The organism is Nonomuraea dietziae, from assembly GCF_014195505.1.
Lineage (GTDB): Bacteria > Actinomycetota > Actinomycetes > Streptosporangiales > Streptosporangiaceae > Nonomuraea > Nonomuraea roseola.
The window spans coordinates 2,392,888-2,412,188 of the sequence record NZ_JACIBV010000001.1; the positions used below are offsets into that span (position 1 = coordinate 2,392,888).

The window sequence follows — 19,301 nt, forward strand, 5'->3', positions numbered from 1 at the left end:
GCGAAAGGGCGCTCCCTTGGGCAAGGGAGCGCCCGCCGTGCTTCTCGTGGAGGTCAGACCGTGACGAGGGCGGCCTCGGCCTCGAGGGTCGCGGCCGTCGCGTTGATCACCGCGGCGATCCGCAGCGCCTCCTGGATCTGCTCACGCGGCATGCCCGCGCCGCGCAGCACCTGCTCGTGCGACTCCAGGCAGCGGCCGCAGCCGTTGACCGCCGAGACCGCGAGGCACCACAGCTCGAAGTCGACCTTGTCGACGCCGGGGTTGCCGATGACGGTCATGCGGAGCTTGGCCGGCATCGTGCTGTACTGCTCGTCGCCGATGAGGTGCGTGGCCCGGTAGTAGACGTTGTTCATCGCCATGATCGAGGCGGCGGCCTTGGCGGCCTTGAACGCCTCGGCCGACAGGTTGCCGGCGGCCTCGCCCGCGACCTCGGCGATGACCTGCGCCGACCTGGTGGCCATCGCGCACGCCAGCGCCGCGCCCCACAGCTGCTGGTCGGTCAGCGACGACGTCGTCGTGACCGAGCCCAGGTTGAGCTTGGTGTCCTTGGCGTAGTCGGGCAGAGCGGCCTTCAGGTTGTCGATGCTCATGCGCCCTCCTTCGTCGGTCGCACAAGCATCAGATGGCTGTGTTCCCTGCGCTCGCTTCGCTCGCTCATGCGCCCAGCAGCGCCTTCGCGTCGAGGCCCTTCTCGCCCTTGTTCCAGTTGCACGGGCACAGCTCGTCGGACTGCAGCGCGTCGAGGACCCGCAGGACCTCCTTGACGTTGCGGCCGACCGAGCCCGCGGTGACCATGGCGAACTGGATCTCGTTGTTGGGGTCCACGATGAAGGTGGCGCGCTGGGCGACGCCGTCCTCGCCGAGGACGCCGAGCGCCGACGACAGCTCGCGCTTGATGTCGCTCAGCATCGGGAAGGGCAGGTCGCGCAGGTCCTCGTGGTCCTTGCGCCAGGCGTGGTGGACGTACTCCGAGTCGACGGAGACACCGAGCACCTGGGCGTCGCGGTCGGCGAAGTCCTCGTTGAGCCGGCCGAACTCGGCGATCTCGGTGGGACACACGAAGGTGAAGTCCTTCGGCCAGAAGAACACCACGCGCCACTTGCCCTCGTAGGACTTGTGGTTGATCTCCGCGAACGCCTTGTCGGGGTCGAGGTCGACACAGGCGGTGAGTTCGTACTCGGGGAACTTGTCACCAACGGTGAGCACGTGAATATCTCCTTGAGGAAGACGTCGTTGTCAGGGCTTCAGGGTGCCTCACCTAGCATTGATCCGAGAAATCGAGCAGTCGGACGAATCTGAGAGGTGATTCCTATCAGTGAGCCCTCGCCCACCCTCGCTCAGCTGCGCGCGTTCCTCGCTGTAGCCGACCATCTCCACTTCAGGGAGGCGGCCACGGCGCTGCGGATGAGCCAGCCGGCGCTGTCGGCGTCGGTCTCCGCGCTGGAGGAGATCCTCGACACCCAGCTGCTGGAGCGGACCACCCGCAGGGTGCTGCTCACCCCTGCGGGCGAGCGGGTGGCCGTGCACGCGACCAGGGTGCTCGCGGCGGTCGACGACCTCATCGGCGAGGTGGACAGGAACCGCGAGCCGTTCAGCGGGCCCGCGCACCTCGGGGTGATACCGACCGTCGCGCCGTACGTGCTGCCCGCGCTGCTGCCGATGTTCGCCAGACGCTTCCCGCACCTGAAGCTGACGGTGCACGAGGCCAAGACCGAGACGATCGTGGAGGAGGTGCGCGAGGGCAGGCTCGACCTGGTGCTGCTGGCGCTGCCGACCGAGACGAGCGGGCTGGTGGAGGAGCCGCTCTACGACGAGGACTTCCTGCTGGCGCTGCCCGAGGGGCATCCCCTGACCGCCGAGGACGCGCCGCTGAGCAGGTCGGCGCTGAAGGGCCTCGACATCGTGCTGCTCAACCAGGGCCACTGCCTGCGCGAGCAGGCGATAGACGTGTGCAGGGAAGTGGGGGCGCGGGCCACCGCGACCACCTACGCCACCAGTCTGCCGACGCTGGTGCAACTGGTGGCGGGCGGGCTCGGGGTGACCCTGCTGCCGGAGTCGGCGGTGCCGGTGGAGACGGGCAAGAGGGTACGGCTGGCGCTGCGCCGCTTCGCCCATCCCGCGCCGGGGCGGACGATCGGCCTGGCCTACAGGGCGAGCTCGGCGCGGGCGGCGGAGTACGCGCAGCTGGCCAAGGCGGTGCGCGGGGCGGTCAGGCAGCGCAAGCTGCCGGTGAAGGTGATCTCCTGAGGCGTCCCCGCGCGCCGGCCTCCCTCCGGATCAGTCGCCGAACGGCCAGCCGGTGACCGGCGGGCGAGGCGCCCTGGCGGGGGCCAGGCCCAGCGCGCCCAGCGACTCGGCCAGCTTGACCGCTGCGCCCACGCCGTCCACGACGACGCGCCCCGTGGCCGCCGCGACGTCGGCGGCCATGCCCGCCATGCCGCCGCAGCCCAGCACGACGACCTCGGTCGCGGCCAGCGCCGCGACGCCCGTCACCGCCTCCAGCGCCCGCTCCCGCCGCTCGACCAGGTCGGGCACGCTCTGCCCCGAGGCCAGTACGGCGGCGCAGGCCGCGTCGAGGCGCAGCGCCCTGAGGCGGTCCTCGACGATCGGCACCGCCGCGGTGGTGGAGGTGACGATCGTGTAGGAGGCTCCGAGCGCGCGGGCCAGCAGCGGGCCGCACTCGGTGATGTCGAGCACGGGCGCGGCGGTCAGCTCCTGCGCGGCCTCCTTGCCAGGCTCGCCGAAGCCCGCCATGACCACGGCGTCGGCGGGCGTGCGCGCGATGACCTCCAGCACGCCGACCGCGCTGAACAGCACCTCCGACTGCCCCGTCAGCTCGAAGGGGCCGCGCCCCGGCGCGAGCGTGGTGACGGTGGTGCCCGGCGCGGCGGCGGCGCGGGCCGCCGCGTGGATCAGGCGGGTGCAGCCGTCGACGCGGTTGGGGTTGACCACCAGGATCTCCATGCCGCGTAACGGTATACCAGTATTAGCCGAGTCGCTTGAGCCTGGTCACCGCCTCGTCGATGACCTCGTCCTTCTTGCAGAAGGCGAACCTGACGAAGTGCCTTCCGCGCTCGGGGTGGTCGTAGAAGACCTGCGTCGGGATGGCCACCACGCCTGCCAGCTCGGGCAGGCGCCTGGTCAGCTCGAGCCCGTCGGTGAAGCCCAGCGGCCTGATGTCGGTCTGCACGAAGTAGGTGCCCGACGGCTTCAGCACCTCGAAGCCCGCGCCCGACAACCCGCTCATGAGCCTGTCGCGCTTGCTCTGCAGCGCCGCCCGCAGCTCGGCCACCCAGCCCAGCTCCTCGCGCAGGCCGTGCGCCACGGCCAGCTGCCAGGGCCCGCCCACGGTGAAGGTGAGGAACTGCTTGACCGTCTGCGCCGCCCGCGTCAGCTCGGGCGGCGCGCACACCCAGCCGGTCTTCCATCCCGTGACGGAGAACGTCTTGCCCGCGGAGGAGATCATCACGGTCCTCTCACGCATGCCGGGCAGCGTGGCGAGCGGGACGTGCGCGACGCCGTCGAAGGTGAGGTGCTCGTAGACCTCGTCGGTGATCGCGATCAGGTCGCGCTCCTGGCACACCTCGGCGATGACGGCCAGTTCCTCGCGGGTGAAGACCGTGCCCGTCGGGTTGTGCGGGGAGTTGACGAGGATCGCCCTGGTGCGCGGTGTGACGGCGGCGCGCAGCTCGTCGGGGTCGAAGGTGAAACGGCCCTCCTTCGGGCGCAGCGTGACCGCGGCCAGCCTCGCGCCGGCCAGCGCGATGGAGGCGGCGTAGGAGTCGTAGTAGGGCTCGAAGGCGATCACCTCGTCGCCCTGCTCGCACAGGGCCAGCACCGTCGCCGCGATGGCCTCGGTCGCCCCGACGGTGACCAGCACCTCGCCGTCGGGGTCGTAGTCGAGACCGTAGTGCAGCCTCCTGTGCTCCGACACCGCCTGCCGCAGCTGCGGCAGACCCGGCCCCGGCGGGTACTGGTTGACGCCCGACCTGATGGCCTCCACCGCGCGGTCGAGCATCGAGGCGGGGCCGTCGGTGTCGGGGAAGCCCTGCCCCAGATTGATCGACCCGGTCCTTACGGCCAGCGCGCTCATCTCGGCGAAGATGGTGGTCCCGAACCGTCGCATGCGGGAAACAAGGGGATCGCTCACAGAGCCAGACTATTAGTCTCGAGGGGTGATCACCCGGGTCGTCCTCGCCCTCACCCTCGTGTCCGGCCCTCTGACCGCCGCTCCCGTCCCCCTGGAGGCCAGGGCGTGTCCCGTCGCGATGCCCGAGGGAACACGGTGCGGCTTCCTGGTGGTGCCCGAGCGCCGCGACGCCCCCGGCACGACGATCAGGGTGGGCTACGCCGTCCACCGGTCGGACGCTCCCTCGGGCGATCCGGTGGTCTACATGAGCGGCGGCCCCGGCTCGGCCTCCATCCAGCTCACCGGCTACCTGGCGGCGCTCTTTCCCGACCGCGACGTCGTGACCGTCGAACAGCGCGGCAGCAGGTTCTCCAAGCCCACCCTCGGCTGCCCCGAGACCGTGGCGGCGATGCTCGACCGGCTGCGCGCCCCCGGCGCCGACATGGCCAGGGGCGCGCGCGACTGCCGCAGGCGCCACCAGGAGGCGGGCGTCGACCTGCGCGGGTACACCACCAAGGAGATCGCCGCCGACGTCGTGGACCTGCGCAAGGCGCTCGGCTACGAGAAGTGGAACCTGTTCGGCGTCAGCTACTCCACCAGGGTGATGGTGGACGCGGCCGCCGCCGACCCCGGCGGGACCGCCGCCGTCGTGCTCGACTCCTTCCTGCCGCAGGAGGTGTCCTGGTACGGCGACGCCGACCGCAACCTGGACGACACGGTGGCCGCGCTCGGCATCGACGAGGATTTCGAGGTGATGACCGGGCGACTCAACGACGACCCCGCCCTGGTGCCGACCACCGACCCGCTGACCGGCAGGGCGTTCACCGCCAGGCTGACGGGCGACGACGTGGCGACCGTGCTGGCCGAGGGGCTGCACGACACGAGCGTGATCGCCGCGGCGCCCGCGCTGGTCGGCGCGCTCGCCGAGGGGCACGACGAGCTGCTGCGCCCGCTGGCCGACCAGACGGGCCCCGGCCTGGCCTCCCACGAGTTCGGGCTCTACCACGCCGTCCAGTGCCAGGACGAGGCCACCTTCCCCGACAGGTCGCGCCTGTTCACGGTGAACGTGGACAGGGCGGTGTGCGCGGAGTGGCGGCTGCCGGCCTCGAAGCCGACGAAGGCGAGCACGAAGGCGCCCGTCCTGGTGCTCGCAGGACAGTACGACCCCACCACGCCCCCCAGGACCGCCAGACCCGCCGCCGAGCGGCTGCCCCACGCCCGCTTCGTCGAGTTCGCGGGGGTGGGACACGCGGTGTTCCTCTCCGACCGGTGCGGCGCACGCACCATCGCCGCCTTCCTGGCCGATCCCGAGGGCTGGAAGCAGCCCTGCGACCCCTCCGTGCGCCGCCTTCCCGCTGTGCGGCCCGGCGACCTACACGTCACAGGCGCCCCCTACCAGGCGATGACCGCTCCGTGGCTGGCCGCGCCGGCGGCGCTGTTCGTGCTGGCCAGCCTTGCCCAGCTGGTCACGGGCGCGATCAGGGGCAGGGCGCTGACCGCCTTCGCGGGCCTGACGGGCCTGGCGTTCACCGGCCTGGCCGCCGACGCGGTGTGGGGGCTGACGAAGGTGAACGAGACGGCACTGGCCGTGGGCGTGCCGCGCGTGCTGGAGTTGTACGGGTGGATCGCGGTGGGTTCGGCGTTGCTTACCGTCGCGGCGCTGGCTCGCGCCCGTACAATCCCCAACAGCCTGGCCGCGACCGTCGCGGCGGGGTTCCTCGTATGGTGGTGGTCCTGGTTCCTTTGACGCGCATCAGAGAGCTCGACGCGCTCCGCGGCTTCGCGGTGTGCGGGATCATGCTGGTCAACACCTGGCAGCACCACGAGGGGCCCAAGGGCGAGTGGTGGATCGAGACCTTCTTCCAGGGCCGCTTCTACCCGATCTTCTCGCTGCTGTTCGGCATCAGCTTCGTGCTGGTGCTGCGCGGCGCCTCCCGGTGGGTGCTGCTGCGCAGGCTGCTGTGGCTGCTGCTGTTCGGGCTGATCCAGCACACCTGGTACGAGGGCGAGGTGCTGACCGACTACGCGCTGTTCGGGCTCGGTGTGCTGCTGCCCGTCTCGTTCCTGTCGCCAGGATGGCCGATCCTGGTGCTCGGTGTCGCGGCGCTCGGGTGGGGCACGTGGATGGGCGGCGGCGTCCTGATCGTCCCTGGGCTCTTCCTGATCGGCATGACGCTGATGGAGCTGCGGCCCGGCCGTCGCTGGCTGCTGCCGGGCCTCGTGGTGTCCGCGGCCGTCTCGGCGGTGTTCACGTGGCTCTATCCGATCACCCAGCAGTGGTGGATCTACGTGGTCGCCGGGCTGGCGGGGGCGGCGGCCTACTCCATCGCGATCCTGTACCTGCGGCCGCGCTGGCTGGAGCCCCTGGGCAGGATGGCGCTGACCAACTACGTCACCGGCACCGTGGTCATCGTGCTGACCGGCCCCACCCGCTGGCCGGTGCTGGCGGTGACGGGGGTGACGCTGCTGGCGCAGCTGCTGTTCAGCTGGTGGTGGCTGTCCAGGTTCAGGTACGGCCCGCTCGAGTGGGCGTGGCGGGCGCTCACCCGGTGGAAGCCGGTGGGCAACAGGCTCGTCTCTTCTGACCGTTGACGGCGCCCCCGCCCCCGGATACACGAGTAGCGGAAGGACTGTCCAAGGTCGGGAGACACTGTGACGCTACGGCTGTCGTTCGCCGTGCTCGTGCTCGCCTCGTTCGTTCTCGGGATCGCCGGCTTCGCCGCCTTCCTGGGGCCAGGCTCGTCCGTGTTCGACCTCGTCTACTACTCGCTGCAGCTGTTCGTCCTCGATCCCGCGCCCTTCGACGTCGGCCACGCGCCCCTGGGATGGGCGCTGGAGGTGGCCCGCTTCACCGCGCCGGCCGCGACCGTCTACGCCCTGGTGGCCGGTGTGCTGCTGCTGTTCTCCACCGAGATCAGGCGGCTGCGCGCCCGCCGTTCGCGCGGGCACGCGGTGATCTGCGGCACCGGCCCGATCGCGCAGGCGCTGACCCAGCGCCTGCGTACGGCGCGCCGCACCGTCGTGCGGATCGCCGCCTCCCCCAGCGCCGACAGGGCCGTCATGCACGTCGCGGGCGACCCCAGGGATCCCGCCGTGCTGCGCGCCGCGGGCGTCGAACGCGCCTCGGTCCTGTACGCCTGCGAGGGCGACAGCGCGACCAACACCGCGATCGCGCTGGCCGCGCACGCCCTGCGCAGGCCCGGCAGCCGCCCCCTCGCCGCCTACGGGCTCATCTCCGATCCCGACCTGTGCGCGGCGCTGCGCGCCAGACGCCTCGGCCTGACCCGCCCCACCGGTCTGCACCTCGACTTCTTCAACCCCGACGCGCTGGCTGCCAGGGCGTTGCTGAAGAGCGACCCGATCGGCGAACCGGCGCCCGTCATGATCATCGGTCTCGGCACGTTCGGCAGGATGCTGCTGCTGGAGCTGGCCAGGCAGTGGCGCCCGCGCTCGCCGGCGGCGGGCCCGCTGCCCGTCACGGTCGTCGACGCGGAGGCGTCCGGCGTCGTGGCGGCCCTGTCCGTCAGGCACGACCTGCTGCTGAAGTCCTGCGAGCTGACCGCGCTCGACCTGGAGCCCGAACAGGTGAGCCGGCCCGGCGCGCTGCCCGAGGGGCCGCCGCGCAGGGTCTACGTCTGCTACCCCGACCAGGACCTCGCGCTGAAGACCGCGCTGACCTCGCTGCGGCTGTGGGGAGGCGGCCCGGGGTCACTGGTCGTCCGGGTCGAGCACGCCGCGGCCTTCGACGCGGGCCTGCTGGAGGGGCTCGACGGCGCGCTCAGGGTCTTTCCCGTCACCGACGCCGCCGCCGATCCCGGGCTGATCGCCGAGGACCTGGTGGAGACCCTGGCCACGACGGCGCACCACCACTACCTCGCCGGCCAGGCGAGCAGGGGCGGCAGCCCGTCGCTCAACTCCTCGCTGGTGCCGTGGGAGGAGCTGGAGGAGGACAAGAAGGAGTCCAACAGGCTGCTGGCCGAGGACATCGGCAGGAAGCTCAGGGAGGTCGGCTGCGCTCTCGGCCCCCGGGTCGATCCCGAGCTGGGCTACGCCTTCACCAAGGAGGAGATCGAGGTTCTCGCCGAGATGGAGCACGTGCGCTGGATGCGGATGATGCTGGCACGCGGCTGGAGGCACGGACCGCTGAGGGACGCGGCGAAGCGGACACATCCCGACATAGAAGATTGGGCCGCCTTGTCGATCTCGGCGAAGGAGAAGGACCGCGAGACGATCAGGAACCTGCCCGACATCCTGGCCATCGCGGGCTTCCAGGTGGTGCGCACCCGATGACGAAGCTCGCCGTGACAGGCCACAGGGCGCTGACCCCGCACACCGTCGAGCTGGTCGGCAGGGCGCTGCGCGAGGAGCTGGCCGGCGCGGGGCCGGGGCTGGTGGGACTGTCCTGCCTGGCCGAGGGCGCCGACCAGATCTTCGCGGCCGAGACGATCGCGGCGGGCGGCGAGCTGCGCGCCGTCCTGCCCGCCCGCCGCTACAGGGACAGCCTGCCCGCGGCGGCCCGCCGCACTTACGACCTGCTGCTCGGCAAGGCGAGCCAGGTCGTCCTGCTGCCCTTCGACGAGGCGGGCGTGCCCGCCTACCTCGCCGCCGCGAAGGCGATGCTGGAGGCCGCCGACGAGCTGGTGGCCGTCTGGGACGGCGGGCCGCCCGCAGGGCCCGGCGGCACGGCCGACGTGGTCGCCATGGCCAGGCGGGCGGGCAAGCCCGTCCGGGTGATCTGGCCGCCCGGTTCCATGCGGGCATAGTCTCGGAGGCGTGACGAGAATCGCCCTGTGCCAGCTGCCGGTCTCCCCCGATCCCGCCGCCAACCTCAAGCGGGCCACGGAGGCCCTGGCCAGGGCGCAGGGCGCCGACCTGGCGATCTTCCCCGAGGCCACCCTGACCAGGTTCGGCAGGAGCGTCAGCGACCTGGCCGAGCCGCTCGACGGGCCCTTCGTCACCGGTCTGGCCGCGGCGGCCCGCGAGCATGGCGTCGCGGTGATCGCAGGGGTGTTCGAGCCCGCCGAGGGCAGGGTTCACAACACCGCCGTCGCGATCGACGCCTCGGGCGCGGTCGTGGCCGCCTACAGGAAGATCCACCTGTTCGACTCCTTCGGCTTCCGCGAGTCAGAGCTGGTCGCCCCGGGCTCCGAGCCGGCCGTGGTCGAGCTGGCCGGGCTCAGGATCGGCCTGCTCACCTGCTACGACATCCGCTTCCCCGAGCTGGCCAGGGCGCTGGTCGACAGGGGCGCCGACCTGTTCGCGGTGATCGCCGCCTGGGGTTCGGGCCCGCTCAAGGAGGACCACTGGATCACGCTGGTGCGCGCCAGGGCCCTGGAGAACACCATGTGGACCGCCGCCGTCGGCCAGGCGCCCAACCCCTCCGAGTCGGGCGACGGATTCGGCATCGGGCGCAGCATGCTGGTCGACCCGCTGGGCGTGGTCCGCGCCGACCTGGGTAGCGGACCCGCCGTGCAGGTGGTCGAGGTCGATCCCGAGGCGACCGCGTCGGCTCGCGCGGCCCTGCCCTGCCTCGAACACAGAGTGCTGTAGGCCAAGAGATCGTAAAGTGGTGTCGTGAACGAGCGTAGGACGCAGATGCAGAAGGTGGTGCCGCCTCGGCTGCTCGTGCCCTACCTCTCGGGCAAGCGCACGGTCATCTCCGGCTACGTCTACAGAGTCCAGGACTGCGCGCGGCTGACCACGCCGCGCACCCTGTTCCTGGGGCTCGACCTGTCGTTCGAAGGATCGGAGCTGAGCGCGGAGGTGCCCGAGCTGTACGTCATGCGGTGGTACGCACGAGACGTCGACACCTACGCGGTGCCGTACGGGCCGCACATGGGCGGCGACTGGAGCGACGCGCCGCCGTTTGCGGGGAACGGGTTCACCACCTCGCGCGAGCACGTGGTGCCCCAGTTCCACACCGCGCCGATGCCGATCCCCGCGGGGGCCGAGATCGTGCACGTGAGCGACAGGGGCGAGCGGCCCTTCGCCCTCTACGACGGGCTCACCTGGCGGCCCTCCGCATGAGCGACGAGATCGTTCCCGTGGCCTCGGGGTTCGTCGCCCGCCACAGGGGACACACCCATCCGGCGGCGATCGGCCCCGACAGCGACGAGGTCGTGCTGTTCAGCGAGGAGGAGCTCGAGGGCTTCGAGGCCGCCTCCGGCTACTGGCGGCGTACCGTGGACCGCTCCGACCTGGAGTGGCTCGTGCTGGTGCGCACGGTCGGCGCCTTCGGCGGCGAGCCGTGCGTCATCCTCGACGAGGACGACGACGGCCTGCACATCGCCTACACCGGCCACAGCGGCATGAAGGCCGAGGCCCTCGGCTACTGGATGGTCGACCACGGCGCCTACGAGGTCGTCGTGCCACGCGAAGAGGTCTTCTCGATCAGGGTCGAGCGCCTGCCCGTCACGTAGAAAAATCTCGGCGCCGCCGTCAACCGGCCGTCCCCTCAGGGGTCTCTCAGATGTGATGGAAACACCCACCATGACGCCCGCGCCCCCGGGCCACGCGGAGCTGTTCGCCGCCCACTACGGCTCGCTCGTACGGCTGGCGGGTCTGCTGGGCGCGGACGACCCCGAGGACATCGCCCAGGAGGCGTTCGCCAGGCTGCACACCCGCCGCCTGCGTGACGAGGGGGCCGCACTCGGCTACCTGCGCTCGATCGTCTGCAACCTGACCCGCAACCGGCTGCGGCACCTGCGCATCACGCGGCTGCGCCGTCCCGAGCCGCCCGAGCACGCCCGCAGCAGCGAGCACGCCGTCCTGGTGGCGGAGGAGCACCGTGAGCTGCTGGCCGCCCTCGACGCGCTGCCGCGCCGTCAGCGCGAGGCGCTGATCCTGCGCTACTGGCTCGACCTGTCCGAACGAGAGATCGCCGAGGCCATGGGCGTGACGCCCGGCTCGGTGAAGACGCACGCCAGCCGCGGCCTCGCCGCCCTGAGGGGGAAGCTGTGAACGACCTCGAAGAGCGCCTGCGCGCCGCCCTCGACGCCAGGGCCCAGACCTACGAGACCAGCCCGACCGCCTGGCTGCGCGTGCAGGAGCGCAGGCGCGGGCCGCTGCGCCGGTGGGGGGTTGTCCTGGTCGCGCTGCCCGTCGCGCTGGTCGCTCTGCTCGTGCCCGTCCTGCTCGGCGGGTTCCAGGGGGGTCAGGTGATGACGGGACCGCCACCCAAGCCGACCCCCGTCGGCCAGGCGCTGGTCATCGACAACCCGGCCGAGAACCGGCCGATGCGGCTGTGGCTGGCCAGGGACCATGAGGGCGCACTGGTCTTCTGCAGGGCCGTCCAGTACGCGGGCGGTGCCAGCAGCGACGGGTGTGGATCCACTTTCGTCAACCGCGAGAGTGAAGCCGCCTGGCTCGAAGGGTCCACGGAGTCGGTGCCGCCGCGCGAGAAGGTCCTCGCCTACGGCGCGGCGCGCGCGAACGTCGCGAAGGTGACGGCGGTGACCAAGAACGGCAAGCGGCTCGACGGCGCACTGTACCGGCCCTCGGGGGCGCCGCTGCAGATCTGGACCGTCGCCTACCCCTCCACCGAGCGGATCGGCCGCTACGAGTTCGCCGCCGCCGACGGCGCCGTCCTCGCGCGGGAGGAGCCGAGGGCGATGCTGCCGGCGTCCGACCAGGGCGAGCCCGCCGGTCCCGCCGTGGAGATGAAGGGGATGAGCGTACGGCCCTACCTCACGCCCGACAGGACACTCATCTGGACCAGGGGCGGCCGCGAGGTCGGACTCAACTTCGTCAGGGCCAAGGACCTGATGACCGACATGGGCGGCAGGCGCTACCCGGTGGAGCTGAGGGTCAACGGCGACCGCTGGTTCGGCATCGCCCGCGCGGGCGCGGCGAAGGTCACGCTGACCCGCAGGGGCGGCGCGTCCCTGGAGGCCACGGTCAGGACCGACCCGTGGAAGGTGGGAGTCAGCCTGTTCGCCGGCGAGCTGCCCGGCTCCGGCGACCCCTACCTGGAGGGCTTCGAGCTGGTCGGCCACGACGCCTCCGGCAAGGTGCTCTGGCGGGAGGACCACCCCGCCGACAAGCCAGCCTGGGACCCGCACCCGCCGATCGGCGAGGTCGTCACCCTCGGCGAGGCGAAGGTGTGGTTCAGCAAGGTGACGCTCGCCGACGGCAGGACCTGGGACGGCCTGTGCCGCTCGATGCCCGGCAAGAAGACCACCTGCAACGCCTTCGAGCCGGTCGCCACCCACTACGCCCGCCGCCTGCCCGACCTCGGCACGATCGCGATCGGTGTGGCGGGGACCGGCATCACCCAGGTGACGGCGCAGAAGTCCGAGACCAAGGGGACGATCCACGCCCCCGCGGGCGCGCCGCTGAAGATCTGGACCGTCCCCTACCCGGGCGGTACGGAGACGTTCGACCTGCGCGACGCCAGGGGTGAACTCGGCATGGCGATCGGCGGCGAGCCGCCCTCAGGCTGCTCGGTCTCCCCTCCGGTCGGCAGGGCCGCCACGCTGGCGGGCGGGGTCACCGTCACCCACCAGGACGGCTGCCTGATCATGTGGCGGGATGGGCGGCAGTTCACCGTCGAGATGCGGGACTTCGAGGACGCCACCTACACCTACGGCGACGAGATCTTCACCGGCATCGCGATCAAGGGCACGGCCCGGGTCGAGATGGTCTACGACGACGGATCGCGTCTGGTCGCGGCGGGGACCACGCCCGACCCGTGGGGCCTCGGCCTCGTGCTGTTCTCCACGCCGGCCAAGAAGGCCGAGGGGGGAGCTCTCGTGATCGGCTACGACGCCGCCGGCAAGGAGCTCTGGCGACTGGACTAGATCCCGAGCGAGCGGTAGCGCGCGAGGCGGGCAGGCAACCTGTCCGCCTTCGGCGTCTCCAGCAGTCGCGCGATCTCGAACTCCAGCGCCCTGGCCACCCGCTCGCAGAAGGCCCTCGGCTCGTAGGCGGCGTCGGGCTCCTCGGGGATGATCCTGTCCACGATGCCGTCACGCCGCAGGTCGGTGGCGCGCACCCCCTGCGCCTGAGCGATCTCGGGGGCGAAGTCCACGCTGCGGTAGAGGATCGCCGAGGCGCCCTCCGGCGGGAGCGGCGACAGCCAGGCGTGCTGGGCGGCCAGCACCCTGTCGGCCGGCAGCAGGGCCAGCGCCCCTCCGCCCGCGCCCTCGCCGAGCAGCAGGCAGACGGTCGGGGCGTCGAGCATGACGAGGTCGGCGAGGGAGCGGGCGATCTCGGCGGCCAGACCGCCCTCCTCCGCCGCCTTCGACATCGCGGCCCCTGCCGTGTCGATCACGGTGACGAGCGGGAGGCCCAGCTCGGCGGCCAGCCGCATGCCGCGTCTGGCCACCCGGAGCCCGGCGGGGCCGAGCGGAGCTATCGCGCGCTGCCTGCGCCGGTCCTGGCCGAGCACGACGGCGGGCGCGGCGCCGAACCTGGCCAGGGCGAGCAGCAGCCCTGGATCGGCCTCGCCCTCGCCGGTGCCGTTCAGCGGGGTGACGTCGGTGGCGGCGAGCTTGAGCAGGGTCCTGATGCCCGGCCTGTCGTCGCGGCGCGAGCGGGTGATGGCGTCCCACGCCTCGACGGGGCGCAGCGCCTCCTCCGGCGCCTGCCCCGCGACCAGGCCCTCCTTCTCGGCCGCGAGGACGGTCAGCGCCCTGATCGCCACCTCGCGGGCGTCCTCGGCCGAGACGACGGCGTCGACCAGGCCGTGCGCGAACAGGTTCTCCGCCACCTGGACGCCCTCGGGGAAGGCGTAGCCGTGCAGCGACTCGAACACCCTGGGCCCGAGGAAGCCGATCAGCGCGCCCGGCTCGGCCGCGGTCACATGGCCCAGCGAGCCCCAGCTGGCGAAGACGCCGCCGGTCGTGGGATGGCGCAGGTAGACGATGTACGGCAGGCCCGCGTCGCGGTGCCGCTGCACCGCCACCGTGATCTTGACCATCTGCGCGAAGGCGAGGGCGCCCTCCTGCATGCGCGTGCCTCCCGAGGCGGGCGAGGCCAGCAGCGGCAGCCTCTCGCGGGTGGCGCGCTCGACCGCCAGCACCAGCCGCTCGGCCGCGGCGACGCCGATGGAGCCGGCCATGAAGGCGAACTCGCAGGCCACGATGGCCACCCTGCGACCGCCGAGGAAGCCCTCACCGGTGATCACCGACTCGTCGAACCCGGTCTTGGCGCGCGCGGCGGCCAGCTCGTCGGCGTAGGAGGAGCCGGACACGGCGGGGTCGGCGGGCGGCGTGTCCCATGACTTCCACGACCCCTTGTCGAGGACCGTCTCGATGAGAGTGCGCGCATCCGGCCGGCTCACCACTGCTCCCCTGCTGTCGACGAGTGCTGCAATGTTGACGCGCGGATCACCGTTCCCGTTCCGCCAACCACGAAAGCACGGCCTCGCCGTCCTGGCCGAGGGCCGGAGGGGCGGTGTGCCGCGCCCGCGGGGCGCCGTCGAAGCGCAGGGGCGGTCCCGGCAGCTCGATCGTGCCGAGCACGGGGTGCTCCACCTCCACGACCAGCCCCTGGGAACGGGTCTGCTCCCATGTGTACACCTCATCCAGCGTGCGGATGGCGCCCGCGGGCACGCCCAGGTCGGCCAGCGCGGTCAGCCAGTCCTCCCTGTCGCGACGGGCGAGAGACTTCTCCATCTGTGCGATCAGCTCGTCCCTGTGCGCGAGTCTCTGCCTGTTCGTCGCATACTTCGCGTCATCGGGGTCGATGTCCAGCAAGGTGGCCACCTTGCGCCACTGGCCGTCATTGGCGGCGGCGATCTGCAGCATGCCGTCGGCGCAGCGGAAGGCGCCGTAGGGGGCGATGGAGGCGTGGTGGTTGCCGCCAGCGACCGGGACCGTGCCGCCGACCGTCCAGGCCGTGCCGTGGTAGGAGTGCACGCCCGCCACCGCGGCCAGCAGGGAGGTGCGCACGACCTCTCCCCTGCCGGTGCGCTCACGCGCGTAGAGGGCGGCGACCACGCCGTAGGCGCCGTGGATGCCGGCCAGCAGGTCGGCGATGGAGGCGCCCACCCGGTACGGCTCGTCCTTGGAGGGCCCCGTGAGCGACATGAGCCCCGCCTCGCCCTGGGCGATCTGGTCGTAGCCCGGCCTGCCGCCCTCGGGGCCGTCGTGGCCGAAGCCGGTGATGGACAGGATCACCAGGCGCGGGTTGAGCTCGTGCAGCCGCTCGACAGGAAAGCCCAGGCGGTCGAGCACGCCGGTGCGGAAGTTCTCGATCAGGACGTCGCTCTGCCGTACCAGCCGCTCGACGAGCCGTCTGCCCTCGTCCGACTTCAGGTCGACGGCGATGGACTGCTTGTTGCGGTTGGCCGCCAGGAAGTAGGTGGAGATGTCGTGGTCAGGGCCGACGAAGGGCGGGCCCCACCCGCGCGACTCGTCGCCACCGCCCGGATGCTCGACCTTGATCACCTTGGCGCCCAGGTCGCCGAGCATCTGGGCGGCGTGCGGCCCGGCCAGGGCCCTGGACAGGTCGAGGACGACGATGTCGCCGAGGGGTCCGCGCAAGATCAACCTCCTGTGATGGTCGCCGAGCCTACGGCTTTCTAGCCTTTCAGGCGAGAGCCCCCACTCGACAGTCAGGTCCCCGTTCCGGCGTGGCAGGATCTGGTGCGTGGACCACCTGGTGAAACGCGTCATGGACCGGCCGCCCTCCTGCGGCGGGACCAGGGTGGTCGCCGTCGACGGGCCGGCGGGTTCGGGCAAGACCACGTTCGCGGCGCGGCTGGGGCGGGCGCTCGGCGCGCAGGTCGTGCACAGCGACGATTTCCCCGTGCCGTGGCAGGAGGGCCCTGGGCCCTGGTTCGCCGCGCTGGAGGAGCAGGTGCTGCGCCCCCTCGCCTCGGGCAGGGCGGGCGCCTTCCGCCGCTACGACTGGGCGCGCGGGGCCTACGCCGAGCTCGTGAGCGTGCCCGTCGCGCCCGTGCTCGTCATCGAGGGCGTCGGGACCGCCCGCCGTAGCCCCCTGGTGGCCTTCAGGGTGTGGGTGGAGGCGCCGAGGGCCGTGCGCCTGGCCAGGGTGCTGGAGCGGGACGGGCCCGAGCTGGAGCGGCGGTGGCTGGCGTGGTTCGAGGCGGAGGAGCGGTGGTTCGCCGAGGACGGCACCAGGCAGGGGGCCGATGCCGTCCTCGACGGCACGCGTCACTGACCGGCCAGCCCCGTGTGCGCGACGCCGCGGATGATCTGACGCTGGAACAGCACGAAGACCACCAGCAGCGGCAGACCGGCCAGCACGACCGAGGCCATGATCTGCGCGTAGCGCAGACCGAAGGTGCCCTGCACGACGTTGGCCAGGCCGACGGGCAGCGTCATGGTGTTCGGGTCGGTGGAGACCAGGAACGGCCACAGGAAGTTGTTCCACGTCGTGATGAAGGTGAAGATCGCCACCGCGCCCAGCACGGGCCGCGACAGCGGCAGCACGATGGTGAAGAACACCCGCCAGCGGCCCGCCCCGTCGACGAAGGCGGCCTGCTCCAGCTCGGGCGGCACCTCCTGGAAGAACTTGTAGAGGATGTAGACGATCAGCGGCGCGGCGATCTGCGGCAGGATGATCCCCCACCAGGTGTCGACCAGGCCGAGCGCGACCATCTCGGCGAACAGCGGGGCGATGAGCACCTGCGGCGGCACCATGATCCCGGCCAGGATCAGCCCCAGCAGGACCCGCCGGCCGCGGAAGCTCGTGCGGGCGAACCCGTAGGCGGCCATCGCCGACAGCAGCACGGTCATGAAGGTGACCACCAGCGTCGTGACCGCCGAGTTGATCGCCCACTTCACGATGCCGCCGGTGCCGAGCACCAGGGCGTAGGCGTCGAGGGTGATCTCGCTGCCGATCCACGTCGAGGGCACCGCCGTGGTCTCGCCCTCGGGCTTGAGCGAGGTGGCCACCGCCCACGCCATCGGCGCCAGCCACGCGGCGGCCAGCAGAACAGCCAGCACCAGCAACACCAGTTGGCCGCGCCTCATGACAGGCCCTCCTCACGCTTGCGGAACAGCCTGAGCTGGACCAGGGAGATGACGACGATGATGGCGAACAGGATGTAGGAGACGGCCGAGGCGTAGCCGATGCGATAGCCGGTGAACCCGACGTCGTAGGCGTACTCGATGATCGACCTGGTGGAGTCCTCGGGCCCGCCGCCGGTCATCAGGTAGATCTGGTCGAAGACCTTCAGCGACGCGAGCAGCTGCAACACGATGATCAGCCCGGTCGTACGGCGCAGCATCGGCAGCGTGATCGCGCGCAGCCTGACCCAGGCGTTGGCCCCGTCGATCGCGGCCGCCTCGTACAGCGGCTGAGGGATGCTCTGCAGCGCGGCCAGGTAGAGCAGGAAGTTGAAGCCCACCGTCCACCAGACGGTGGTCAGCACCACCGACCACATGGCCACGCCCGGATCGCCCAGCCACAGCACGTCGGTGCCGAGCGTGCCGTTGAGCAGGCCGAAGCTCGGCTGGTAGATCATGTCGCGCCACAGCAGCGCGACCACGGCGGACGGCAGCAGGAAGGGGGCGAAGAACGACAGCCGCCACAGCCAGCGCACGAAGCGCAGGTTGTGCACGAGCAGGGCCAGCAGCAGGCCGAGCAGGACCAGCGGGACGGTGCTGAGCGCGGTGAAGACGATCGTGTTCCAGAGCGAACGCCACATGCGGGGGTCGCCGAACGCCTCGGCGTAGTTGGCCAGTCCGACCAGCTCGTCGTTCGAGCCCGCGATGTTGACGCTCGACAGGCTCATGCGCAGGCCGTCCAGCAGGGGCCAGACCAGGAAGGCCAGGTAGACCAGCAGGAAGGGGCCGACGAACAGCAGCCCGTGCTGCGTCCACCTGCGCGCGACCTTGACCTCGGCGACGGGCTGGGTGGCGGCCGGAGCCGCGACGGTGGTGGTCATCGGCCTGCCTCCGGGAAGGGGTTGGGCGCTGACATCAGCCTGCCCAGCGCGGCCTTGGCCTCGGCCAGGCCCTGCTCGGGGGTGCGACTGCCGGCGATCACGGTGGAGAAGCAGGCCCCGAAGTCGATCCAGAGCCTGGAGGCCGAGCCGGCGAACCAGACCTGCGGGTCGAGGGCCACCTCGGTGATCACCGAGCGGTACTCCGACTGCGGCTGCAGCGCGAGGTACTCGGGCCGCTCAAGGGTTGGCAGGTAGGCGGGCACGTGCCCCGCCACTGCCCAGTCCGCGCTGTTCTTGACCAGCGCCGCGATGAACCTGTAGGTCGCCTTCTCCGCCTCGGGGTCGCGTTCGCGCTGGTGCGGCAGGACGAAGACGTGACAGTCGGCCTGCGCCGACCCGCTGCCGAACACGGCGGGAAAGCGCGCCATGCTGAACGGCATCTTGGCCAGCTTGAACGTCGTGGTCTCCCAGTCACCGTTCCACAGGAAGGCCGCCTCGCCGTTCTGGAAGGCGGCGACCGAGGCGCCGTAGTCGGTGTTCGGGTCGCACAGGCCCTCCTCGCCGAGCCTGCGCATGAAGCGCAGCGCCTGGAGCGCCTTGTCGTCGTCGATGGTGATCTGGGAGCCGTCCCGCGACAGCAGCGTGCCGCCGCTCTGCGGGTAGAGCGACCACCACACCCGCCAGGGGCCGACCGTGCCGAGCCCGAGGGCGTCGAAGACGAGCGGAGGCCTGCCTCCCGTCACCTCCTTGGCCTTGCGCAACGCCTCGACCAGGCCCTCCTCGCCCTCGGTGGGCGCGAGCCTGCCGTCGGTGCCCAGCAGGCCCGCCTTCTCGGTCAGGTCGGTGTTGTAGTACTGCACCATCGGGTGGGCGTCGAACGGCACCGCGTACAGCACGCCGTCGATGTGGGCGCGTTCCCAGATGGGCGGGCTGAAGTCCTCGGGCCTCAGCCCGTTCTCGGCCAGCAGGTCGACGTTGATCGGGTCGAGGATCTGGCCGGGGCCGATCCCCGGCAGGCGGGCGAGGTGGAAGGTGGCGACATCGGGAGAGCGACCGCCGGATCCGGCCATCGCGATCTTGGTGTAGTACGGCTCACCCCAGGCCAGGACGTTCTCCTCGACGAACAGGTCGGGATTGGCCTTGGCGAAGGCGCCCACCATCTCGTTCATGATGATGCCGTCGCTGGCGCCGAGGAAGTGCCAGTACTTCACCCTGGTCCGGGTGGAGCCCAGGTCGGTGGGATAGGAGCAACCGCCGAGGACGCCCATGGCGAGCGCGCCGCCGAGCAGTCCTCTCCGGGTCATCAGATGGTCC

20 protein-coding genes are annotated in these 19,301 nt (G+C 71.6%); 11 read left to right on the plus strand and 9 right to left on the minus strand.

Features of this window, described 5'->3' with window-relative positions; translation table 11 throughout:
* Window positions 1-53: 53 nt before the first annotated feature.
* Together ahpD and FHR33_RS11540 are read right to left on the minus strand one after the other, a co-directional pair.
* On the minus strand, window positions 54-590 hold the full coding sequence (ahpD, locus tag FHR33_RS11535) for an alkylhydroperoxidase, AhpD family (protein ID WP_183645969.1): 537 nt from the start codon (window positions 588-590) through the stop codon (window positions 54-56).
* Between the two features lie 64 nt (window positions 591-654).
* Entirely contained in the window at window positions 655-1,206 is a 552-nt protein-coding gene (locus FHR33_RS11540; RefSeq protein WP_312895475.1) for a peroxiredoxin, read from the minus strand.
* 96 nt (window positions 1,207-1,302) lie between these two features.
* On the opposite strand from FHR33_RS11540, the gene FHR33_RS11545 reads away from it, so the two are divergent.
* Window positions 1,303-2,247 (plus strand): LysR substrate-binding domain-containing protein, encoded by a 945-nt coding sequence (locus FHR33_RS11545; protein WP_183645971.1) that lies wholly within the window; start codon window positions 1,303-1,305, stop codon window positions 2,245-2,247.
* A gap of 30 nt (window positions 2,248-2,277) precedes the next feature.
* On the opposite strand, the gene FHR33_RS11550 is transcribed toward FHR33_RS11545, so the two are convergent.
* Together FHR33_RS11550 and FHR33_RS11555 are read right to left on the minus strand one after the other, a co-directional pair.
* Window positions 2,278-2,964, minus strand: a complete 687-nt coding sequence (locus FHR33_RS11550; RefSeq protein WP_183645973.1) for an aspartate/glutamate racemase family protein — start codon at window positions 2,962-2,964, stop codon at window positions 2,278-2,280.
* Window positions 2,965-2,986: 22 nt separating this feature from the next.
* Complete coding sequence (locus FHR33_RS11555) at window positions 2,987-4,150, minus strand: pyridoxal phosphate-dependent aminotransferase (RefSeq protein WP_183645975.1); 1,164 nt, start codon at window positions 4,148-4,150, stop codon at window positions 2,987-2,989.
* 25 nt (window positions 4,151-4,175) lie between these two features.
* On the opposite strand from FHR33_RS11555, the gene FHR33_RS11560 reads away from it, so the two are divergent.
* The 9 genes from FHR33_RS11560 (at window position 4,176) to FHR33_RS11600 (ending at window position 12,927) form a co-directional block, all read left to right on the plus strand.
* Entirely contained in the window at window positions 4,176-5,876 is a 1,701-nt protein-coding gene (locus FHR33_RS11560; protein ID WP_183645977.1) for an alpha/beta hydrolase, read from the plus strand.
* Window positions 5,873-6,721: a DUF418 domain-containing protein gene (locus FHR33_RS11565; RefSeq protein WP_183645978.1), complete on the plus strand. Its 849-nt coding sequence runs from the start codon at window positions 5,873-5,875 to the stop codon at window positions 6,719-6,721. The genes FHR33_RS11560 and FHR33_RS11565 overlap by 4 nt, the downstream gene beginning before the upstream one ends.
* Window positions 6,722-6,781: 60 nt before the next feature.
* Window positions 6,782-8,419: a RyR domain-containing protein gene (locus tag FHR33_RS11570; RefSeq protein WP_183645980.1), complete on the plus strand. Its 1,638-nt coding sequence runs from the start codon at window positions 6,782-6,784 to the stop codon at window positions 8,417-8,419.
* Window positions 8,416-8,892 (plus strand): hypothetical protein, encoded by a 477-nt coding sequence (locus tag FHR33_RS11575; RefSeq protein ID WP_183645982.1) that lies wholly within the window; start codon window positions 8,416-8,418, stop codon window positions 8,890-8,892. Before FHR33_RS11570 ends, FHR33_RS11575 begins: the two co-directional genes overlap by 4 nt.
* A gap of 10 nt (window positions 8,893-8,902) precedes the next feature.
* A complete protein-coding gene (locus FHR33_RS11580) occupies window positions 8,903-9,679 on the plus strand; it encodes a carbon-nitrogen hydrolase family protein (RefSeq protein WP_183645984.1) in 777 nt (258 codons plus the stop codon).
* A gap of 24 nt (window positions 9,680-9,703) precedes the next feature.
* Window positions 9,704-10,156, plus strand: a complete 453-nt coding sequence (locus FHR33_RS11585) for a hypothetical protein (protein ID WP_312895476.1) — start codon at window positions 9,704-9,706, stop codon at window positions 10,154-10,156.
* Window positions 10,153-10,548, plus strand: coding sequence for a UCP033725 family protein (locus FHR33_RS11590; RefSeq protein WP_183645986.1), 396 nt, complete (start codon window positions 10,153-10,155; stop codon window positions 10,546-10,548). Before FHR33_RS11585 ends, FHR33_RS11590 begins: the two co-directional genes overlap by 4 nt.
* 70 nt (window positions 10,549-10,618) lie before the next feature.
* Window positions 10,619-11,089: an RNA polymerase sigma factor gene (locus FHR33_RS11595; RefSeq protein ID WP_183645988.1), complete on the plus strand. Its 471-nt coding sequence runs from the start codon at window positions 10,619-10,621 to the stop codon at window positions 11,087-11,089.
* Window positions 11,086-12,927, plus strand: a complete 1,842-nt coding sequence (locus tag FHR33_RS11600) for a hypothetical protein (protein WP_183645990.1) — start codon at window positions 11,086-11,088, stop codon at window positions 12,925-12,927. Before FHR33_RS11595 ends, FHR33_RS11600 begins: the two co-directional genes overlap by 4 nt.
* On the opposite strand, the gene FHR33_RS11605 is transcribed toward FHR33_RS11600, so the two are convergent.
* Complete coding sequence (locus FHR33_RS11605; protein ID WP_312895477.1) at window positions 12,924-14,414, minus strand: carboxyl transferase domain-containing protein; 1,491 nt, start codon at window positions 14,412-14,414, stop codon at window positions 12,924-12,926. The two genes, FHR33_RS11600 and FHR33_RS11605, sit on opposite strands and share 4 nt — an antisense overlap.
* Window positions 14,415-14,457: 43 nt before the next feature.
* Window positions 14,458-15,615, minus strand: a complete 1,158-nt coding sequence (locus FHR33_RS11610) for a CaiB/BaiF CoA transferase family protein (RefSeq protein ID WP_183645994.1) — start codon at window positions 15,613-15,615, stop codon at window positions 14,458-14,460.
* A gap of 106 nt (window positions 15,616-15,721) precedes the next feature.
* Between FHR33_RS11610 and FHR33_RS11615 the strand changes: the two genes are divergently transcribed.
* Complete coding sequence (locus FHR33_RS11615) at window positions 15,722-16,255, plus strand: uridine kinase family protein (protein WP_312895479.1); 534 nt, start codon at window positions 15,722-15,724, stop codon at window positions 16,253-16,255.
* Here FHR33_RS11615 and FHR33_RS11620 read toward each other — a convergent pair.
* The 3 genes from FHR33_RS11620 to FHR33_RS11630 are packed head-to-tail and all read right to left on the minus strand — an operon-like array spanning window position 16,249 to window position 19,291.
* Window positions 16,249-17,070: a carbohydrate ABC transporter permease gene (locus FHR33_RS11620; protein WP_183645996.1), complete on the minus strand. Its 822-nt coding sequence runs from the start codon at window positions 17,068-17,070 to the stop codon at window positions 16,249-16,251. The two genes, FHR33_RS11615 and FHR33_RS11620, sit on opposite strands and share 7 nt — an antisense overlap.
* Window positions 17,067-17,987: a carbohydrate ABC transporter permease gene (locus FHR33_RS11625; RefSeq protein ID WP_183645998.1), complete on the minus strand. Its 921-nt coding sequence runs from the start codon at window positions 17,985-17,987 to the stop codon at window positions 17,067-17,069. The genes FHR33_RS11620 and FHR33_RS11625 overlap by 4 nt, the downstream gene beginning before the upstream one ends.
* Window positions 17,984-19,291: an extracellular solute-binding protein gene (locus FHR33_RS11630; RefSeq protein ID WP_183646000.1), complete on the minus strand. Its 1,308-nt coding sequence runs from the start codon at window positions 19,289-19,291 to the stop codon at window positions 17,984-17,986. Before FHR33_RS11630 ends, FHR33_RS11625 begins: the two co-directional genes overlap by 4 nt.
* Between the last annotated feature and the right edge of the window lie 10 nt (window positions 19,292-19,301).

Bases quoted from the DNA above. Each gene is read 5' to 3' on its own strand.
- FHR33_RS11595 (WP_183645988.1), top strand. From the start codon at position 10,619: ATGACGCCCGCGCCCCCGGGCCACGCGGAGCTGTTCGCCGCCCACTAC.
- FHR33_RS11590 (WP_183645986.1), top strand. From the start codon at position 10,153: ATGAGCGACGAGATCGTTCCCGTGGCCTCGGGGTTCGTCGCCCGCCAC.
- FHR33_RS11575 (WP_183645982.1), top strand. From the start codon at position 8,416: ATGACGAAGCTCGCCGTGACAGGCCACAGGGCGCTGACCCCGCACACC.
- ahpD (WP_183645969.1), bottom strand. From the start codon at position 590: ATGAGCATCGACAACCTGAAGGCCGCTCTGCCCGACTACGCCAAGGAC.
- FHR33_RS11620 (WP_183645996.1), bottom strand. From the start codon at position 17,070: ATGAGGCGCGGCCAACTGGTGTTGCTGGTGCTGGCTGTTCTGCTGGCC.
- FHR33_RS11630 (WP_183646000.1), bottom strand. From the start codon at position 19,291: ATGACCCGGAGAGGACTGCTCGGCGGCGCGCTCGCCATGGGCGTCCTC.
- FHR33_RS11550 (WP_183645973.1), bottom strand. From the start codon at position 2,964: ATGGAGATCCTGGTGGTCAACCCCAACCGCGTCGACGGCTGCACCCGC.
- FHR33_RS11625 (WP_183645998.1), bottom strand. From the start codon at position 17,987: ATGACCACCACCGTCGCGGCTCCGGCCGCCACCCAGCCCGTCGCCGAG.